This window comes from Vibrio sp. M60_M70 (assembly GCF_037162085.1).
Lineage (GTDB): Bacteria > Pseudomonadota > Gammaproteobacteria > Enterobacterales > Vibrionaceae > Vibrio > Vibrio diabolicus.
Window position 1 is genome coordinate 21,185 of the sequence record NZ_JARLUL010000001.1, and the last position, 18,736, is coordinate 39,920.

At 47.5% G+C, this 18,736-nt stretch carries 13 protein-coding genes and 3 pseudogenes; 8 read left to right on the plus strand and 8 right to left on the minus strand.

Features of this window, described 5'->3' with window-relative positions; all coding sequences use genetic code 11:
- Positions 1-41: 41 nt before the first annotated feature.
- Positions 42-919 (minus strand): annotated as a pseudogene (locus P4S59_RS00125) (acyltransferase).
- Between the two features lie 149 nt (positions 920-1,068).
- Here P4S59_RS00125 and P4S59_RS00130 point away from each other — a divergent pair.
- Positions 1,069-2,025 (plus strand): DUF2860 domain-containing protein, encoded by a 957-nt coding sequence (locus P4S59_RS00130; RefSeq protein WP_337167849.1) that lies wholly within the window; start codon positions 1,069-1,071, stop codon positions 2,023-2,025.
- Positions 2,026-2,082: 57 nt separating this feature from the next.
- On the opposite strand, the pseudogene P4S59_RS00135 reads toward P4S59_RS00130, so the two are convergent.
- Positions 2,083-3,605: pseudogene (locus P4S59_RS00135) on the minus strand (YifB family Mg chelatase-like AAA ATPase).
- 464 nt (positions 3,606-4,069) lie between these two features.
- Here P4S59_RS00135 and ilvG point away from each other — a divergent pair.
- The 5 genes and pseudogenes from ilvG to ilvA all read left to right on the plus strand — a co-directional run bounded on the left by ilvG (position 4,070) and on the right by ilvA (position 10,368).
- A complete protein-coding gene (gene ilvG, locus P4S59_RS00140) occupies positions 4,070-5,716 on the plus strand; it encodes an acetolactate synthase 2 catalytic subunit (RefSeq protein ID WP_005394061.1) in 1,647 nt (548 codons plus the stop codon).
- 11 nt (positions 5,717-5,727) lie between these two features.
- Positions 5,728-6,012, plus strand: a complete 285-nt coding sequence (gene ilvM, locus P4S59_RS00145) for an acetolactate synthase 2 small subunit (RefSeq protein ID WP_005378958.1) — start codon at positions 5,728-5,730, stop codon at positions 6,010-6,012.
- Between the two features lie 12 nt (positions 6,013-6,024).
- Positions 6,025-6,963, plus strand: coding sequence for a branched-chain-amino-acid transaminase (gene ilvE, locus P4S59_RS00150; protein ID WP_005378953.1), 939 nt, complete (start codon positions 6,025-6,027; stop codon positions 6,961-6,963).
- 14 nt (positions 6,964-6,977) lie between these two features.
- Positions 6,978-8,819 (plus strand): dihydroxy-acid dehydratase, encoded by a 1,842-nt coding sequence (gene ilvD / locus P4S59_RS00155; protein WP_337167850.1) that lies wholly within the window; start codon positions 6,978-6,980, stop codon positions 8,817-8,819.
- A 113-nt stretch (positions 8,820-8,932) separates the two neighbouring features.
- Positions 8,933-10,368: pseudogene (gene ilvA / locus P4S59_RS00160) on the plus strand (threonine ammonia-lyase, biosynthetic).
- Between the two features lie 54 nt (positions 10,369-10,422).
- Here ilvA and punR read toward each other — a convergent pair.
- Entirely contained in the window at positions 10,423-11,325 is a 903-nt protein-coding gene (gene punR, locus P4S59_RS00165) for a DNA-binding transcriptional activator PunR (RefSeq protein ID WP_005394068.1), read from the minus strand.
- A 152-nt stretch (positions 11,326-11,477) separates the two neighbouring features.
- On the opposite strand from punR, the gene punC reads away from it, so the two are divergent.
- Positions 11,478-12,683: a purine nucleoside transporter PunC gene (gene punC, locus P4S59_RS00170; protein ID WP_031780373.1), complete on the plus strand. Its 1,206-nt coding sequence runs from the start codon at positions 11,478-11,480 to the stop codon at positions 12,681-12,683.
- A 45-nt stretch (positions 12,684-12,728) separates the two neighbouring features.
- Here the strand turns inward: punC and P4S59_RS00175 are convergent, their stop codons facing one another.
- Positions 12,729-13,505 (minus strand): transporter substrate-binding domain-containing protein, encoded by a 777-nt coding sequence (locus P4S59_RS00175; protein WP_005394073.1) that lies wholly within the window; start codon positions 13,503-13,505, stop codon positions 12,729-12,731.
- Between the two features lie 115 nt (positions 13,506-13,620).
- On the opposite strand from P4S59_RS00175, the gene P4S59_RS00180 reads away from it, so the two are divergent.
- Positions 13,621-14,361 (plus strand): amino acid ABC transporter permease, encoded by a 741-nt coding sequence (locus P4S59_RS00180; RefSeq protein ID WP_301574119.1) that lies wholly within the window; start codon positions 13,621-13,623, stop codon positions 14,359-14,361.
- An 81-nt stretch (positions 14,362-14,442) separates the two neighbouring features.
- On the opposite strand, the gene glmU is transcribed toward P4S59_RS00180, so the two are convergent.
- The 4 genes from glmU to atpG form a co-directional block, all read right to left on the minus strand.
- Positions 14,443-15,804, minus strand: coding sequence for a bifunctional UDP-N-acetylglucosamine diphosphorylase/glucosamine-1-phosphate N-acetyltransferase GlmU (glmU, locus tag P4S59_RS00185; protein ID WP_005394079.1), 1,362 nt, complete (start codon positions 15,802-15,804; stop codon positions 14,443-14,445).
- Positions 15,805-15,953: 149 nt separating this feature from the next.
- Positions 15,954-16,376 carry a F0F1 ATP synthase subunit epsilon gene (locus P4S59_RS00190; protein ID WP_005378937.1) on the minus strand — a complete coding sequence of 141 codons (423 nt, stop codon included), beginning with the start codon at positions 16,374-16,376 and terminating at the stop codon, positions 15,954-15,956.
- Positions 16,377-16,394: 18 nt separating this feature from the next.
- Complete coding sequence (gene atpD / locus P4S59_RS00195) at positions 16,395-17,798, minus strand: F0F1 ATP synthase subunit beta (RefSeq protein ID WP_005383849.1); 1,404 nt, start codon at positions 17,796-17,798, stop codon at positions 16,395-16,397.
- A 35-nt stretch (positions 17,799-17,833) separates the two neighbouring features.
- The gene (atpG, locus tag P4S59_RS00200) at positions 17,834-18,700 is read right to left on the minus strand and encodes a F0F1 ATP synthase subunit gamma (protein ID WP_005394082.1); all 867 of its coding nucleotides are present in this window, start codon (positions 18,698-18,700) and stop codon (positions 17,834-17,836) included.
- Between the last annotated feature and the right edge of the window lie 36 nt (positions 18,701-18,736).

Consider the following 18,736-nt stretch of genomic DNA (forward strand, 5'->3'; position numbering starts at 1 on the left):
ATCGATATCAATCAAAAGGGAGCTCATCGCTCCCCTTTTGTTTATTTGTAAATCTCTTGTAGCAACCGATCTTTTTCTTGCCACACATCACCCAACCATTGCTGAAATTGTCGCTTATAGGGCTTATCGTTAAAGTAATCACCAAGCACTCGTTCATCGACGGGCAACACATTCACACGCACAACAACTTTGCCCATTCGGCCCATTAATAAATCCTTGAATGGCTTATTTGTATTTTCTGGGTACGCCAGCGTCACATCGATAATGTTCTCGAACTGCTCCCCCATTGCCGCTAACGTGTATGCGATCCCGCCCGATTTTGGTTGCAGCAAATATTGGTAGCTCGTCTTGCTCTTACGCTGTTTTTCTTCGGTAAATCGAGTGCCTTCGACATAATTAACCACTGTGGTTGGTGCATGTTTGAACTTGGCGCACGAGCGACGTGTCGTCTCTAAATCTTGACCTCGTTTGTGCGGGTTGCGGATCAGATACTCTCGCGAATAACGACGCATAAATGGCATGTCGAGCGCCCAACACGCCATCCCAATGAAAGGCACATACAACAGTTGTTGTTTGAGGAAAAACTTCGGCATAGGAATGCGGTCTTTAAACACGCAGCAAAGCACCACAATATCGGTCCAACTGAGATGATTACTGATCAACAGATACCACCCGTCTTTTTTCAGCGCCTCACCGCCCTGAACATCCCAGTCAACACGGTTAGAAACCGCCAGAATGCCCGCATTAACGGTAGCCCATAACCACATCACCTTGTTGGCACAAGCGGTCGCTTTCGCTTTTAGCTCCACGCTTGGAAGCACTACTTTAAACACAGCGATAATACAAATTGCGAGTGAACACAGCGCAGAATTGAGAATCACAAAAGAAGCGTTAAAAAAAATAACAAATATGCCAACATGATAGTCAAACAACAGTGATAATGTGTGAAGAATAAAACAGCGTGTAATTATACTGCGCCTTTGCCACATTGGAATATGCGTGGGAATGGTCAGATTTGTTACCTCAACCAATATTTGCACCACTCATTCGACAATAAGGAGATAACGAATGAAACCAAGGCTAATTCTCTTGCCTTTGGCCTTTGTCGTCAGTTCTGCTCAGGCTCAACTCGCTGAAACCGCAGGTTTTGGCGGTGAAATTTCGCTGAATGCCGGATTTGTATCATCAGAATCCAACTTCAATACGGAAAATACTAACACCATCGATTCTCTCGATAAGCGCGCCGATAGTGACAGTTCCGTTATCGCTGCGCCGCTAGGAAGCATTACTTACACTTTTGGTAACCGACTCAATCACCAAGTGTACGCGGGTACCACACGTTCCGATGTCGCGGTTGGTACACTCGCTTTTCAGTTGGGCTATCAACACGAGTTGCCATCCGGCACCGTGCTCGATATTTCCTATCTACCGACCGTGCTCAAAAGCGAAACTTGGCGTAACCCATATCAAGTCGGAATCGCCCGTCAAGAAACGGATGTGGACGGCAATGCCTATCGCTTTCAAATCAAGGGATTGATTGATAAAAACTTCAACCTTGATCTCGCTTATGCTGATAAAGACATTGAGCAAGAAGAAGTAACGGACCGTTCACTCGCTCGCGATGCGAGCCTTTACTACGTTAAAGGTGACTATCGGATTTCACTTAATCAAACATCCATGTTGCAACCGGCGTTTACCTACATTAATCAAGATGCCGACGGTAAGGCGGAATCATTTGATTCGTACGGGTTTGACATCAGTTGGTTTAAATTTATCAACCGCCATCGGTTGGCCCTCACCGCAGGTTATGCATGGAAAGACTATCAAGCCGCTAGCCAAACTTTTGCTAAAACACGAAATGACGACACCGTCAGCCTATTTGCAGCCTATGAATATCAAAACGTATTTGACTGGCAAAACTGGTCGTTCATCTCTTTAGCTGGCTACAGCCAAACGGACTCAAATATCACGTTCTATGATGAGAAAGAGTACCTGTTGTCTCTTGGTCTCAACTACACCTTCTAACGTCCTTCATCGCAACAAGGCACTTACAACACTTGTTGCGGTGATATTTACACGTCTCTATACCGCTTGCGCCGTGAGTTGTTTCAGTAAGCGATCCATCGCTCGATACCCAAGCGCCTCGGCTAAGTGCGCTCGTTCAATCTGCTCCACCCCATCAAGATCGGCGATCGTTCGTGCTACTTTGATAATGCGATGATACGCGCGAATCGAAAGCCCCAAACGATGTAAAGCGGTTTCAAGAAACTCCGCATCACTTTTGTGTAAGGGGCAAAACGCCTCGATTTCTCGACTGCCTAACAGTGCATTTACCTTACCGCTGCGGTTCAACATATTGGTACGCGCATGATTCACACGTTCTTTAACGATAGCGGTCGGCTCACCGCGATCACCACCTTCTGCTAATGTCCCTTTGGGCAAAGCTGGGATTTCTAAAGACATATCAAAGCGATCTAACAGTGGTCCGGATAATCGACCAAGGTAACGCAAAATGGCTTGTGGATTGGTGCGGGCTTGATTGCCTTCGTAATATCCTGTCGGACTTGGGTTCAGTGCACCAACTAATTGGAAGCGAGCCGGAAAACGTGTTTTACCTTGCGCCCGAGAGATAATGATCTCACCAGATTCGAGCGGTTCGCGTAACGAGTCCAGCACCTTTCGGTCAAATTCGGGCATTTCGTCGAGAAACAACAAGCCGTTGTGGGCTAAAGAGATCTCCCGGGTCTGGGTACCGAGCCACCGCCAACTAATGCCGCCATTGAACTTGAATGATGCGGCGAACGAAACGGACGCGACTTCCAATTATGCTCATTAATTTCACTTTGTGTCAGCGATGCCACCGAAGCGGTTTCCATTGCTTCTTCGTCACTCATTTCCGGTAATAAGTCACACAAACGCGAAGCCAACATGGTTTTCCCGGTACCTGGCGGGCCAAGGAAAAGTAAGTTGTGGTTTCCAGCGGCAGCAATCTCCAGTGCGCGCTTGCCTTGTTGTTGGCCAATAATATCTTGTAAGTCTCGACCATGTTTTTCGACTATTTTGCGCTTAGGCGTTTGAAAAAGATTCAGCCGATGTTGGCCACAAAGCTCGGCACATACTTCCAGTAGAGATTGAGCCGATTTATGTTGTTCTTTCCCCACCAGCGCCGCTTGATCGCCATTCACATGTGGGACCACTAAATGACGCAGAATCTTACTGGCTTCCAGCGCAGCAGGCAGCACACCTTTTACCGGTCTCAGACCACCAGATAGCGCTAACTCACCCACAAATTCGTAGTTTTTAAGCTTATCTGTCGCGATTTGCTCCGAAGCGGCCAAAATTCCCAATGCAATAGGAAGATCAAAACGCCCTCCCTCCTTGGGTAGATCTGCCGGAGCCAAGTTCACGGTGATCCGCTTAGCTGGAAACTGAAAATTAGAATTAATGATCGCGCTACGAACGCGATCTTTGGACTCTTTTACCGTCGTCTCTGGTAGCCCTACCAAGGTAAACCCGGGCATACCATTGCTAATATGAACTTCTACACTAACCGATGGCGCTTGCACCCCGACGCTTGCTCGACTATGAATGATTGCCAGCCCCATACGTTCCTCAATTTATTGAACACTCTGTAAACAAATGTTTTATCTAGTTGGTTATGTTATATACCGCGTCCCAATTGAGAGTTAATGTGAAAAAAGAATGACTTTTTGCTTGTCATGCAGCGGAATTGTGTGATACCACTAATGACGCAAACAATTTCGTAGAACATTACACAACATTTTTTAACGAAAAAAGAACGACAGACAGATGAACCTTTTCGCTCATATCAACGCACTGCTAGCCCTGATTATCGTGGTCATTATTGGCACCGCGCGGGGTATTGTGGGCGAAAGGTAACCACAAATTACAAAAAACCCCCGCACTGAAAAGTCCGGGGGTTTTTTTACAACTACAAGTTGTCATCTGTCTAACCCTCGGACAGTTTAACGGGAAGAATGGGAGTGCACATGAAGTGCAATAAATATGGCAATCGCTACGAGCCACAACGTAGCAAAGGAGGTTTACGATGACTGGTGCACAACTTGTCGTAGCCGCTTTAAGACAGCAAGGCATCGAAACCGTTTTTGGCTACCCTGGCGGGGCCATCATGCCAATCTACGATGCTTTGTATGACGGAGGGGTGGAACACATCCTATGCCGTCATGAGCAAGGGGCCGCCATGGCCGCCATTGGTATGGCTCGTTCCACTCAAGACGTTGCTGTATGCATGGCAACTTCCGGCCCAGGGGCCACTAACCTTGTTACCGGCCTTGCCGACGCTTTCCTTGACTCCGTACCTCTAGTTGCCATCACAGGCCAGGTTGCTAGCTCTCATATCGGTACCGATGCATTCCAAGAAATGGATGTGATCGGAATGTCCCTAGCCTGTACTAAGCACAGCTATCTCGTGACCGAAATTGAAGACCTAGCGCCAACGCTAGCCGAAGCGTTTGAAGTGGCCAAAACGGGTCGTCCGGGTCCAGTCATTGTCGATATCGCCAAAGACGTTCAACTGGCTCAAACCCCAACAGATCTACTGCCTCCATACGTAGCGCCTGCAATCGAAGATGTCAGCGCTGAAGATATCAAACGTGCACAAGATGTACTGGCAGCATCAACTCGCCCAGTGTTGTATGTTGGTGGTGGCGTGCAACTCGCGAAAGCAACCGATGCAGTACGCGAGTTCCTTCGCTTAAACCCAATGCCAGCAGTTAGCACACTAAAAGGCCTCGGTACCATTGAACGCCATGACCCTCACTATCTTGGTATGTTGGGCATGCACGGCACCAAAGCCGCTAACCTAGTGGTTCAAGAAGCCGATCTATTGATCGTGGTTGGCGCGCGCTTTGATGACCGTGTGACGGGTAAGCTCGACACGTTTGCACCAAATGCGAAAGTGATTCACATCGACATTGATGCTGCGGAGATTCATAAACTGCGCCACGCCAACGCACCATTGCGTGGCGACATCAACACCATTCTTCCTCAGCTAGAGCTGACTCAAGATATCTCACCGTGGGTACATCACAGTGAAAGTCTGCGCAGCGGCTTTAAGTGGCGTTACGACCACCCGGGCGAGTTAATCTACGCACCGCTATTGCTTAAACAACTGTCAGACATGATGCCAGACAGCTCAATTGTCTCGACTGATGTAGGTCAGCACCAGATGTGGGCAGCGCAACATATCCAGCCACGCGAACCACAAAATTTCATCACTTCTGCTGGCCTTGGCACCATGGGCTTTGGCTTGCCAGCAGCGATGGGTGCAGCAGTCGCACGTCCTGATGATCAGTCTATCCTTATTACAGGTGACGGTTCATTTATGATGAACGTGCAGGAATTGGGCACGCTGAAGCGTCGTCAGATTCCAGTGAAGATTGTCCTTCTTAATAACCAACGTCTTGGCATGGTTCGCCAATGGCAATCGCTGTTTTTCGACGGTCGCCACAGTGAAACCATTCTTGATGACAACCCAGATTTCGTGATGCTAGCAAAAGCGTTCGATATCCCGGGCAAGACCATCACCAAGAAAGAAGAAGTGGAGCCAGCGCTGAAAGAGATGCTAGCGAGTGAAACTTCTTACATGCTTCACGTTTTGATTGATGAAGAAGAAAACGTGTGGCCATTGGTGCCACCTGGCGCATCAAACAGTGATATGTTGGAAAATACATAGGAGACAATCGCATGGACAGATATTTACTCGACATCAAAGCCGATGACAAACCGGTACTGTTGGAGCGCGTTCTACGTGTGATTCGTCACCGAGGCTTCGTGATCAAACAAGTCGCTGCTACGCAAAACCATGAAAGTAAAGTAGCCAGCGTCGAGATCATCGTCGACAGCGATCGACCAATCTCGTTTTTGATCAATCAAATAGAGAAGTTGTGGGACGTTCGTAAGGTTGAGGTGCTAAAAATCCGCAACGATGAACTGCCAAATCACAACTTACAACAACACGTAAGTGCATAAGGAAGGCAACAAATGGCAACGAAAACTGCAGATTTCATTTGGTTTAATGGTGAGATGGTTCCATGGGCAGAGGCGAACGTTCACGTTCTAACTCACGCAATGCATTATGGTACATCCGTGTTTGAAGGCGTGCGCTGTTATAACACACCAAAAGGCCCAATTGTCTTCCGTCACCGTGAGCATGCACAACGTTTAAAAGATTCCGCCAAGATTTACCGTTTCCCGATCCCTTTTTCTGTAGAAGAAATCATGGAAGCGACCCGCGAAACACTGCGCCAAAACAAACTCGATAGCGCCTACATTCGCCCATTGGGTTTTGTGGGTAATGTCGGTTTGGGCGTGTGTCCACCAGTTGGCACTGAAATGGATCTAATCATTGCGGCATTCCCTTGGGGCTCTTACTTAGGCGAAGAAGCGCTAGAAAAAGGCGTGGATGCGATGATTTCAAGCTGGAACCGCGCGGCACCAAACACCATCCCGACAGCAGCTAAGGCCGGCGGTAACTACCTATCTTCACTACTGGTTGGTGGTGAAGCCCGTCGTCACGGATACGACGAAGGTATCGCACTGAGCGTTGATGGTTACCTATCAGAAGGGGCTGGCGAAAACATCTTCGTTATCAAAGATGGCGTGATCACCACACCACCAGCAACCAGCGCGATTCTTCCGGGCATCACGCGTGATTCGATCATGACGATTGCACGCGATAAAGGCTACGAAGTACGTGAAGCCAACATTGCTCGTGAAGCCCTTTACCTTGCCGATGAAGTCTTCATGACAGGTACTGCGGCTGAAATTGTGCCAGTGGCAACCATCGACAAAATTGAAGTGGGCACAGGTAAACGCGGCCCAATCACTAAAGAACTACAAGCAGCCTACTTTGGCCTATTTGACGGCACCACGGAAGATAAGTGGGGCTGGTTAGACTATGTGTACCCAGAACAGAAGTAAGAAGGATTTAAGAAATGCCAAAATATAGATCAGCAACCACAACACATGGTCGTAACATGGCGGGTGCACGAGCACTATGGCGTGCAACGGGTGTGAAAGAAGAAGACTTCGGTAAACCAATCATCGCCGTGGTGAACTCGTTTACTCAATTTGTTCCGGGTCACGTACATCTTAAAGACATGGGTCAGCTTGTAGCGCGTGAAATCGAAAAAGCCGGCGGCATCGCAAAAGAATTCAACACCATCGCGGTTGATGATGGTATCGCAATGGGTCACGGCGGCATGCTGTATTCACTGCCATCGCGTGAGCTGATTGCAGACTCAGTAGAGTACATGGTGAATGCGCATTGTGCTGATGCCATGGTATGTATCTCTAACTGTGACAAAATCACTCCGGGAATGTTGATGGCATCGATGCGTCTTAACATCCCTGTTATCTTTGTTTCTGGTGGTCCAATGGAAGCGGGTAAAACCAAGCTTTCTGATCAGATCATCAAACTAGACCTTGTTGATGCAATGATCCAAGGCGCGGATCCAAAAGTATCTGATGAGCAAAGTGAGCAGATCGAACGTAGCGCATGTCCAACCTGTGGATCGTGTTCAGGCATGTTCACGGCAAACTCAATGAACTGTCTAACGGAAGCACTGGGCCTTTCTCAACCAGGTAACGGTTCTATGCTGGCAACGCACGCTGACCGTGAACAGCTGTTCCTTAATGCGGGCAGACGCATTGTTGAACTGACTCGCCGTTACTACGAGCAAGATGACGAATCAGCACTACCTCGCAACATTGCTACGTTTGATGCGTTCGAAAACGCGATGGCACTGGATATTGCAATGGGTGGCTCGACCAACACCATTTTGCACCTACTGGCAGCGGCACAAGAAGGCGAAGTGGATTTCGATATGGAAGATATCGATCGCCTGTCTCGCCAAGTACCGCACCTATGTAAAGTGGCACCATCTACTCAGAAATATCATATGGAAGACGTACACCGCGCTGGTGGCGTAATGGCGATTCTTGGTGAATTGGATCGTGCTGGTCTACTGCACAATGATGCTCGCACCGTACTGGGTCTTTCAATGAAAGAGCAGTTGGCAAAATACGACATCATCCAAACGGAAGACGAAGAAGTACTTAAGTTCTACCGTGCCGGTCCGGCTGGTATTCGTACCACCCAAGCATTCTCGCAAGATTGTCGTTGGGATCGCCTTGATGACGACCGTGCAGAAGGTTGTATTCGCGCGAAAGACAACGCCTTCAGCCAAGAAGGTGGCCTAGCCGTTCTATCAGGCAACATCGCATTAGATGGTTGTATCGTTAAGACAGCTGGTGTTGATGAAAGCATTCATAAGTTCACTGGCCCAGCCGTGGTATTTGAAAGCCAAGAAGACGCCGTAGAAGGCATCTTAGGCGGCAAAGTAAAAGCAGGCGACGTGGTTGTTATCCGTTACGAAGGCCCTAAAGGTGGTCCGGGCATGCAAGAAATGCTTTACCCAACCACTTATCTAAAATCGATGGGCCTTGGCAAAGAGTGTGCACTTCTGACTGACGGCCGTTTCTCTGGCGGCACATCAGGTCTGTCAATCGGTCACGCCTCTCCTGAAGCCGCTAACGGCGGTGCTATTGGACTGGTGAAACCGGGCGATATGATCGCGATTGATATTCCGAACCGTTCAATTTCACTCGAAGTGTCTGAACAAGAACTTGCAGATCGCCGTGCAAAACAAGATAAACTTGGCTGGAAACCTGTTGATCGTCAAAGAGAAGTTTCCTTTGCACTTAAAGCGTACGCGAGCATGGCCACCAGTGCTGACAAGGGTGCAGTACGAGACAAGTCGAAGCTAGAGGGCTAGCAATGATGGAATCTCAACCCGAAAAGAAAGTAAATCAAACTGGCGCAGACTATCTGCGCCAAATCCTCCGCGCTCCGGTGTATGAAGTCGCAACAGTAACACCACTGCAAGAAATGCCACGATTGTCTGCACGTATTGGTAACAATGTGCAAATCAAGCGCGAAGATCGCCAACCCGTGCACTCATTTAAATTGCGCGGTGCGTACAATATGGTGGCAAGCCTAACTGAAGCACAAAAAGCCGCTGGTGTCATCGCAGCATCGGCAGGTAATCACGCTCAAGGCATGGCACTGTCTGGCACCAAGCTGGGAATCAAAACCACTATCGTGATGCCAAAGACCACGCCGGATATCAAAGTCGACGCCGTACGCAGCTTTGGTGGCAATGTGGTGCTGCACGGCAGCAACTTTGATGAAGCAAAAGCAGAAGCCGAACGTTTGTCAGAGCAATATGGCTATACTTTTGTGCCCCCTTTGATCACCCACTGGTGATCGCAGGTCAAGGCACCATCGGTATGGAAATGCTGCAGCAAAATGGTCACCTTGATTACATCTTTGTTCCTGTCGGTGGCGGCGGTTTGGCCGCTGGTGTTGCGGTACTCGTGAAGCAGTTAATGCCAGAAATCAAAGTCATTGCCGTAGAGCCGGAAGACTCATCTTGTCTAAAAGCCGCGCTGGATGCTGGTGAACCTGTCGTACTAGACCAAGTCAGCATGTTTGCCGATGGCGTCGCAGTAAAACGCATTGGTGAAGAGACTTTCCGTCTGTGCAAAAAGTACATTGATGGCCACATTGCGGTGTCTAGTGATGAAATCTGCGCAGCAGTAAAAGACATCTTTGAAGATACCCGAGCGATTGCTGAGCCTTCGGGTGCGCTCGCTCTGGCGGGGCTGAAAAAGTTTGCTGAACAGAACAAGCTGAAAGACAAAAACCTAGGCACGGTACTGTCTGGCGCAAACACCAACTTCCACGGGTTACGCTATGTGTCAGAACGTTGCGAGCTAGGTGAAAAACGTGAAGGTTTATTGGCAGTGACGATCCCTGAACGCCAAGGAGCGTTCTTTGAGTTCTGTAACTTGATTGGCGGCCGTGCAGTTACGGAGTTTAACTATCGTTATAACGATGACGAACTCGCTAATATCTTTGTCGGTGTCCGTCTGCAAGGTGGTCAAGAAGAGTTGGAAAACATCATTCACGATCTACGTGAAGGTGGCTATCCGGTGGTTGACCTTTCTGACGATGAAATGGCGAAGCTACACGTTCGCTACATGATCGGCGGGAAGCCATCGAAGCAACTCAAAGAGCGACTCTACAGCTTTGAATTTCCAGAGTACCCAGGTGCCTTGCTGAAATTCTTAAGCACTCTTGGTACCCATTGGAATATTAGCTTGTTCAACTACCGTAACCACGGCGCAGACTACGGACGCGTTTTATGTGGTTTCGAGTTAGATGAAGGAGATTTAGCTCAGTTTTCGGCACATTTGCGCGAACTTGGCTATCAATGCAAAGACGAAACAGACAACCCGTCTTACAAGTTCTTCCTGTCATAAAACGCCACGCTCCAAACATATCAAATAAAACACCTCGCTATTGCGAGGTGTTTTTTATGACTGTAGCCAATCTTGATGTAGCTGATTAGGCGATCCTAGGTAATCCACCATCCATTGGATCAATTTATGATTATCATCTTTGCGCCAGACCAAGCAACAATGACTGAGCGGCTTATCATCTGGCATCACCTTCTCCACCAGCACACCATCATTGATCAGTGGCGTTGCAATATGACGTGGCATATAACCCACGCCAACTCCATTTTTCAAACATTCAATTGCACTGTACCAGTTGGGTAGTAACAATCGGCGTTGTTGAGGGTAATGGCCAGTATGGCGCTTTGGCAGCACGTTCGAAGTATCATCAAGGCAGATCGCCGGAAATTGACTCACAAACTCTTCAGTAAGCACTTGTTGGCGAACACAGGGATGAGCGGGAGACATCACAAATGCCCAATCCAATACGCCCATGTCTTTGACTTCAAAATCTCCACCAACGGGAACCGCAGACGTGGCTCCAACGACAATATCGGCTCGCCCTTGTGCTATAGCTTCCCAAGAACCATTGAAGACCTCCATATTGATCTGCAATTCAGCAAATTCAAACTCGCGATAAAAATCTTCCACCAAAGGTTTGAGCTTCTCTAACTTCACCACGTTATCTAAGGTCAGTTTTAACGTGCTCTTCCATCCTTGAGCGGCTCGGCGTGTTTGTGCTTTCACCTCTTCCATTTGACGCAGCAAAGAGCGAGCCTCAGCCATAAAAAGTTCACCTGCTGGAGTTAACTCCACTTTCCTCGGTAAGCGTCGAAACAGCACCACATCTAAATCTTGCTCGACCTGCCTTACTCCATAGCTAATGGCTGAAGGGACTTTATGCAGCACCTCAGCCGCAGCGGTGAAACTGCCTAAACGAGCAACCGTATCCAGCATTTCCAGAGATGCTTTAGAGAACATGATTTAACCTTTCAAAAAATTTGATTGATAACCAACAATTTTAGCGTTTTATTTTATCAAAATCGAAAAATAGAATAATAAGGTAAATAAATCAGGGTTGGCGCCAACTGATGTTGATTAAAAAATGATTAAATAATTTGACTGGTTGAATCATGAAAATATCAAAACTACAGCTCATTTATCTGGCAGCATTATCGATGCTTGGCTTCGTTGCTACCGATATGTATCTGCCAGCATTCAAAGCGATGGAAATCGACTTTGCAACAGGCCCTGAGCAAATAGCGCTCTCTTTAACGGTATTCCTAGTTGGTATGGCGGTTGGCCAGCTAATGTGGGGATTGGCATCCGATAAATTTGGCCACCGCAATACACTCGCGGCCGGGTTAGTGCTGTTTACTATCGCGTCATTCGGTTTGGCTTTCTGTGACCAAGTATGGCAACTACTGACACTGCGCTTTATCCAAGCTATCGGTGTATGTGCACCAGCAGTGATCTGGCAAGCCATGGTCATTAAACGCTACTCAAGCAGCAGTCAGCAAATTTTCGCAACGATCATGCCGTTAGTCGCGCTATCACCAGCGCTAGCACCTCAATTAGGGGTAGTGTTGGCAGATAACTTCGGCTGGCACAGTATCTTTATTACGCTAACACTAGTTGGTGTCTTCTTGGTCTTTGCGACAATGGCCCAAAAAGACGAGAAAGCAGAAATTAAACAAACCAGTATGTCTGCCGACATCAAAGCGCTGCTGAGTTCTAAAAAATATCTTGGCAACGTGTTTATGTTTGCGACGGCTTCGGCTGCATTCTTTGCTTACCTAACTGGTATGCCAGAAATCATGGCGCAACTAGGCTATGAAGCAAAAGATATTGGTTTGAGCTTTATCCCACAAACTATCGCGTTTATGGCTGGTGGTTACTTGGGTAAAGTCGGCGTTCGTAAATTTGGTGATGAAAAAGTTCTACGTCAATTGATTGGCCTATTTAGTGTCGCGGCAATAATGATATTCATTGCCTCACAATGGGAACTGTCTTCTATCTGGCCAATTCTAGCGCCTTTCTGTTTAATTGCGGTAGCCAATGGTGCGCTATACCCAATCGTAGTAAACCGCGCGTTGGCAAGTGCTAAGCAAAGCCCTGCAACAGCTGCAGGCCTGCAAAACAGCTTACAAATTACTGTGAGCAGTCTATCAAGCGCATTAGTTGCTGCAATGGCAAGCCAAGCTCAAATGGTAACGGGCGTTGCAATCATCATCTGTATGGGTGGTCTTTGGATGGGTTACATATTATCTAACCGTGAATTGTCTCAGCACTTCACGACTCCAGACAATGCTCGTGTAGTGAGTGAAGACGAACTTTAATTGTTCAGATAATAAAAAAGAGCCGCGTAATGCGGCTCTTTTTGTTTATAAGCTTTTCAACCCCCACTTCTTGGCAGTCAGCTTGAAAAAGCCTTGGGTCTTTTTCAGCTCAACCCAATGGTTGATGTAATTAATCCATACTTGATCGTCTTGCGGCAACAGCATCGCAATTGGTGTCGGTTTACGCGGAGCGGTCACTGGTACTATCGCCAGTTGTTTAAACTTGTCCACCAACGTCGCTGCTTCCACATTGGACGTCACCGATACATCGGCCCTGCGAGCTAGTAATTCTTGGAAGTCGCGCGCTGGCGCTTCAATCACAATGTGTTGAGCCAGCGGGAAAAACTCTTTCACCATTTTTTCTTGCACCGTTCCTAGTGTCGCCGCGACTTTCACATCAGGCGTATTAAAATCTGCCCAATCAGAGAATTTGGCGAGATCTTTCTTTTGCACAACGGGTACAAAGGCAAGGTAGAAATACGGTTGGCTGTATCCAGCGACTTTCGCGCGCGACATATTCAGGGACGCGCTGCCAGTAATATCGTATTTGTTGGCGGTAATGCCATTGACTAGCGTCTTCCAATCCGTGGCTACATACTCTACTTTTACACCGAGATCTTTAGCAAGCTCTGTCGTTACGTCGATATCAAAGCCACGATAACTGTTGGTTGCAGGGTCTTTCATCGTCATCGGATTCCAATCTCCCGTCGTTCCAACACGGAGAACACCACTGTCTAAAATGGATTGAAGACGGCTTTCAGCATGAGCAATTTGAGTTGCAGCAAGTAAACACATTCCTAGCGCTAGTAAAATCTTTTTCATTTTTATTCCCTTAAAAATAATGACCTTATGCGGTTTAATGATTAACCTTTATTAAAGCTCTATTGATAACATAGCAGCAACAATGGAAGTTTTTTAGTTAATTCAGGGAGTAAATGTGACCTTTCGAACTCTATGGCTGATTTCGCTGCTGTTGCTCACAGGTTGCTCAGATTATCAATGGGGCTGGTATGTGCTCGATCCCTCCACGGAGCAAGGACTCACCAATCTGAAGTTTTTAATCGCCGGATTTAGTGACACCATCCAAGTATCACTCCTCAGTATGTTATTTGCGATAACCTTAGGTTTAATCATCGCCCTACCGGCTCTGTCGAACTCTCCCTACTTGAAGTGGATCAACCGCATTTATGTCGAGGTAGTCCGTTCAGTGCCTGTTTTAGTCTTACTACTTTGGGTGTATTACGGCATGCCAACGCTGTTGGATGTCTCACTCAATCACTTTTGGGCGGGTGTTATTGCCCTGACCATTGCTGAGAGTGCGTTTATGGCGGAGGTGTTTCGCGGCGGAATCCAAGCCATCAGTCGTGGCCAGCATGAAGCGGCTGAATCTTTGGGCTTAAGCTATTGGCAAAAGATGCGCTTGGTAATTCTTCCCCAAGCGTTTCGACAAATTCTCCCACCATTGGGAAATCAATTTGTGTATATCCTGAAGATGAGTTCTTTGGTTAGTGTGATTGGTTTGAGCGATCTCACTCGCCGTGCCAATGAGCTGGTGGTGAATGAGTACTTACCCCTAGAGATTTATACCGTCCTCGTTTTGGAGTACTTGTTGCTCATTCTATTCGTATCCCAAGCCGTTCGTTGGCTCGAAAAACGCATCGCCATTCCCAGTTACTAACGATGAAGCCTTTAGCTAGAAACAACAAAGCCGCTCTTGTTGAGCGGCTTTGACAATATATCTACAGAGTGCAGGTACTGCTTATTTCTGTTTTACAGGGCGTTGCCAGCCATTAATTTTGCGCTCTTTGACGCGAGTAATCACTAACTCGCCTTCTTCAACATCTTTTGTCAGCGTCGTGCCTGCACCGATGGTTGCGCCATCAGCGATAGTGACGGGAGCCACCAGCTGGCTATCAGAACCAACAAATACATCATTACCGATGATGGTCTTAAACTTGTTCGCACCATCGTAGTTACAAGTGATAGTGCCGGCACCGATGTTCGTACGTTGACCTATTTCAGCATCACCAAGGTAAGTTAGATGGTTCGCTTTTGAGCCTTCTCCGATACGCGCATTTTTCACTTCTACGAAGTTACCCACATGGGAATCGTTACGCATCTCAGCACCAGGACGAAGGCGAGTAAATGGACCAACGGTACATTCTTCACCAACCGTTGCACCTTCAATTACACTGTAAGGGCGAACGATGGTGTTGTCGTCGATTTCGCAATCCTTCAGTACACAGCCAGCACCGATAACCACGTTATCACCGAGTGATACTTTACCTTCGATGATAACATTCACGTCAATTTCACAGTCCATACCGCACTGCAACTCACCACGCAAATCAAAGCGTGCTGGGTCGCGTAGCATCACACCTTGCTCTAGTAGCTTCTGAGCTTGCATTGATTGGAAAGCACGCTCTAAACGAGCAAGCTGTGCGCGGTCGTTGACCCCTTCCACCTCAATGGCATTGACTGGGTGTACTGCTTCAACGGCGCGACCTTCATCGTGTGCGGCTGCAATAACGTCAGTTAGGTAGTACTCGCCTTGCGCGTTGTTATTGTTTAAGCCAGACAACCAACGCTTGAGATCCCCACCAGTCGCAACCATGACACCCGTGTTGATCTCTTTAATTTGTTTTTGTTCTTCCGTTGCGTCTTTTTGCTCAACGATCGCAACAACAGGACCATTTTTACGAATAATACGACCATAACCTGTTGGGTTATCAAGCATCACTGTAAGCAGTGCAATACCACCAGTTGGTTGAGCATCCAACAAGTTCTCGATGGTTTCGGCTGAGATTAATGGCACATCACCATAAAGCACGAGGATTTTCTCATCGTCTTCAAAGCGAGGAGATGCTTGGTCAACCGCATGGCCAGTTCCCAACTGATCCGCTTGCAGCACCCAGTTTACTGGTTCTTCAGCAAGAGTGGTTTGCATTTGATCACCACCGTGACCAAATACTAAGTGAATATTTTGTGCACCAAGACCAGTACATGTATCAATCACATGTTTTGCCATTGGCTTCCCTGCCAAAGTGTGTAGCACTTTAGGCATGTTCGAATGCATACGGGTACCTTTACCCGCAGCAAGAATCACAGCACTGAATTTCATTGAGAACCTATTGACGTTTTATGTTAATTGGCCGTTATTTTAAACAGCTCTTTTAAAATAGTTAATGGAGTAAGGTAAATTTCCAACTAAAATTAATCAAAAAGGCGACCATTTGGCCGCCTTTTGTCATGCAACGTTGCTAATTGAGCTTAGCGACGCTTTTTTGTCAGCTCGATAACTCGTAGCTGAGCAATGGCTTTAGCCAGTTCACTGGCCGCTTGTGCGAAGTCCATGTCACCATGCTGATTCTGGATTTGCTCCTCAGCGCGGCGCTTGGCTTCTTCTGCCTTCGCTGCGTCTAGCTCTTCACCACGGATAGCTGTATCAGCCAGTACAGTCGCTGTACCAGGCTGAATCTCTACCATACCACCAGAAACATAAATGATTTCTTCGTGGCCGTGCTGTTTCACAATACGCACCATACCAGGCTTGATAGCGGTCAGCAGCGGTGTGTGACCATGGAAAATACCAAGTTCACCTTCGCTACCGGTCACCTGAAACGTTTCAACACGACCAGAGAAGATTTTCTTCTCAGCGCTTACTACGTCTAGGTGAAAGGTTATTGCTGCCATATCGCCTCCTAGTTAGCCTTATAGCTTCTTCGCATTCTCAATAGCATCGTCGATGCTACCGCAGTACATGAATGCCTGCTCAGGAATGTCGTCGTATTCACCAGCTAGTAGACCTTTAAAGCCACGTAGAGTCTCTTTTAGAGGTACGTAAATACCAGGGTCACCTGTAAATACTTCTGCTACGTGGTAAGGCTGAGTTAGGAAACGCTCAATCTTACGTGCACGAGATACAACTTGCTTATCTTCTTCAGATAGCTCGTCCATACCTAGGATAGCAATGATGTCTTTCAGCTCTTTGTAGCGCTGAAGTGTCTGCTGAACGCCACGAGCAACTTCGTAGTGATCTTGACCAACTACTAGTGGATCAAGCATACGAGATGTTGAATCTAGTGGGTCGATCGCAGGGTATAGACCCATTGCAGCGATGTTACGGTTAAGTACAACCGTTGCATCCAAGTGCGCGAACGTGGTTGCTGGAGACGGGTCAGTCAAGTCATCCGCAGGTACGTATACCGCCTGTACAGACGTGATAGAACCTGATTTCGTTGACGTGATACGCTCCTGAAGTACACCCATCTCTTCTGCAAGAGTTGGCTGGTAACCTACCGCAGAAGGCATACGACCTAGCAGTGCCGATACCTCTGTACCTGCAAGTGTGTAACGGTAGATGTTATCAATGAACAGTAGTACGTCACGACCTTCGTCACGGAAACGTTCTGCCATTGTTAGACCAGTCAGTGCAACACGTAGACGGTTACCTGGTGGCTCGTTCATCTGACCGTAAACCATCGCTACTTTCGATTCTTCAGGCTTCTCAACGTTTACAACGCCCGCTTCCTGCATCTCGTAGTAGAAATCGTTACCTTCACGAGTACGCTCACCAACACCCGCAAATACGGATAGACCTGAGTGCTGTAGTGCGATGTTGTTGATAAGTTCCATCATGTTAACGGTCTTACCTACACCTGCACCACCGAATAGACCGATTTTACCACCCTTAGCGAATGGACAAATTAGGTCGATTACTTTAACGCCCGTTTCTAGAAGTGCGATCTCGTTTGATTGTTCTTCGTAGCTTGGTGCGCTGCGGTGGATAGAGTAAACCTCTTCCGCGCCCACTTCACCACGCTCATCAATCGCGTCACCTAGGACGTTCATGATACGACCTAGAGTTTTAGTACCGACTGGTACTGAAATTGGAGCGCCAGTGTTAACCACTTCAACTCCACGACGTAAACCATCAGAGCTACCCATTACGATACAACGAACTACGCCACCGCCTAGCTGTTGTTGAACTTCAAGAACTAGACGCTCTTTTGAGTCCGTTACGTTTAGAGCGTCATATACACTAGGTACATTGCTCTGTGGGAACTCTACGTCGACTACCGCACCGATGATCTGTACGATCTTACCTGTAGCCATCGTTAATCCTCTAAACTATTTCGTTTTACCTAAGCTTAAACCGCAGCAGCACCACCAACGATTTCCGATAGTTCTTGTGTGATCGCAGCCTGACGGGCTTTGTTGTACACAAGTTCCAAATCGTCAATCAAGTTGGTTGCGTTATCCGTTGCAGCCTTCATCGCAATCATTCGAGCCGCTTGTTCACAAGCAAGGTTCTCAACCACACCTTGGTATACCTGAGACTCTACGTAACGCACTAGTAGCGTATCCAGTAGAGGTTTTGGCTCAGGCTCATAGATGTAGTCCCATGAGTGCTCACGCTGCATCTCTTCGCTGTCCGATTTAGGCAAAGGTAGCAATTGATCGATCGTTGGTTGCTGAACCATAGTATTCACAAACTTGTTGAATACTACGTATAGACGGTCCAGTTCACCTTCATCGTATTTCTTCAGCATTACGCCAACAGAACCGATTAGGTCTTCTAAGCTTGGGTTATCACCCAGGCCAGAAACCTGTGCCGCAACTTTTGCGCCACCATGTTTAAAGAAAGCTGTTGCTTTTGAGCCAACAACGGCAAGCTCAATCTCAGCACCTTTCTCTCTCCATGCTTGCATGTCTGTAACGGCTTTTTTGAACACGTTAATGTTCAAACCACCACACAGACCACGGTCTGTCGAAACGATGATGTAACCAACACGTTTAGCTTCACGCTCTTCTAGGTACGGATGACGGTACTCTAGGTTTGCGTTAGCCACATGACCGATCACTTTACGCATTGTTTCAGCGTATGGACGAGAAGCTTCCATTGCATCTTGAGAACGACGCATTTTTGAAGCTGCTACCATTTCCATCGCTTTCGTAATTTTCTGCGTGCTTTTAACACTACCGATTTTATTACGTATCTCTTTTGCGCCGGCCATCGTTACTCTCCGTTAGTTGGTGGCAGAAACTGCCAC

Bases quoted from the DNA above. Each gene is read 5' to 3' on its own strand.
- atpG (WP_005394082.1), bottom strand. From the start codon at position 18,700: ATGGCCGGCGCAAAAGAGATACGTAATAAAATCGGTAGTGTTAAAAGC.
- ilvG (WP_005394061.1), top strand. From the start codon at position 4,070: ATGACTGGTGCACAACTTGTCGTAGCCGCTTTAAGACAGCAAGGCATC.
- glmU (WP_005394079.1), bottom strand. From the start codon at position 15,804: ATGAAATTCAGTGCTGTGATTCTTGCTGCGGGTAAAGGTACCCGTATG.
- P4S59_RS00130 (WP_337167849.1), top strand. From the start codon at position 1,069: ATGAAACCAAGGCTAATTCTCTTGCCTTTGGCCTTTGTCGTCAGTTCT.
- atpD (WP_005383849.1), bottom strand. From the start codon at position 17,798: ATGGCTACAGGTAAGATCGTACAGATCATCGGTGCGGTAGTCGACGTA.
- P4S59_RS00190 (WP_005378937.1), bottom strand. From the start codon at position 16,376: ATGGCAGCAATAACCTTTCACCTAGACGTAGTAAGCGCTGAGAAGAAA.
- ilvM (WP_005378958.1), top strand. From the start codon at position 5,728: ATGGACAGATATTTACTCGACATCAAAGCCGATGACAAACCGGTACTG.
- punR (WP_005394068.1), bottom strand. From the start codon at position 11,325: ATGTTCTCTAAAGCATCTCTGGAAATGCTGGATACGGTTGCTCGTTTA.
- ilvD (WP_337167850.1), top strand. From the start codon at position 6,978: ATGCCAAAATATAGATCAGCAACCACAACACATGGTCGTAACATGGCG.
- punC (WP_031780373.1), top strand. From the start codon at position 11,478: ATGAAAATATCAAAACTACAGCTCATTTATCTGGCAGCATTATCGATG.
- P4S59_RS00175 (WP_005394073.1), bottom strand. From the start codon at position 13,505: ATGAAAAAGATTTTACTAGCGCTAGGAATGTGTTTACTTGCTGCAACT.
- ilvE (WP_005378953.1), top strand. From the start codon at position 6,025: ATGGCAACGAAAACTGCAGATTTCATTTGGTTTAATGGTGAGATGGTT.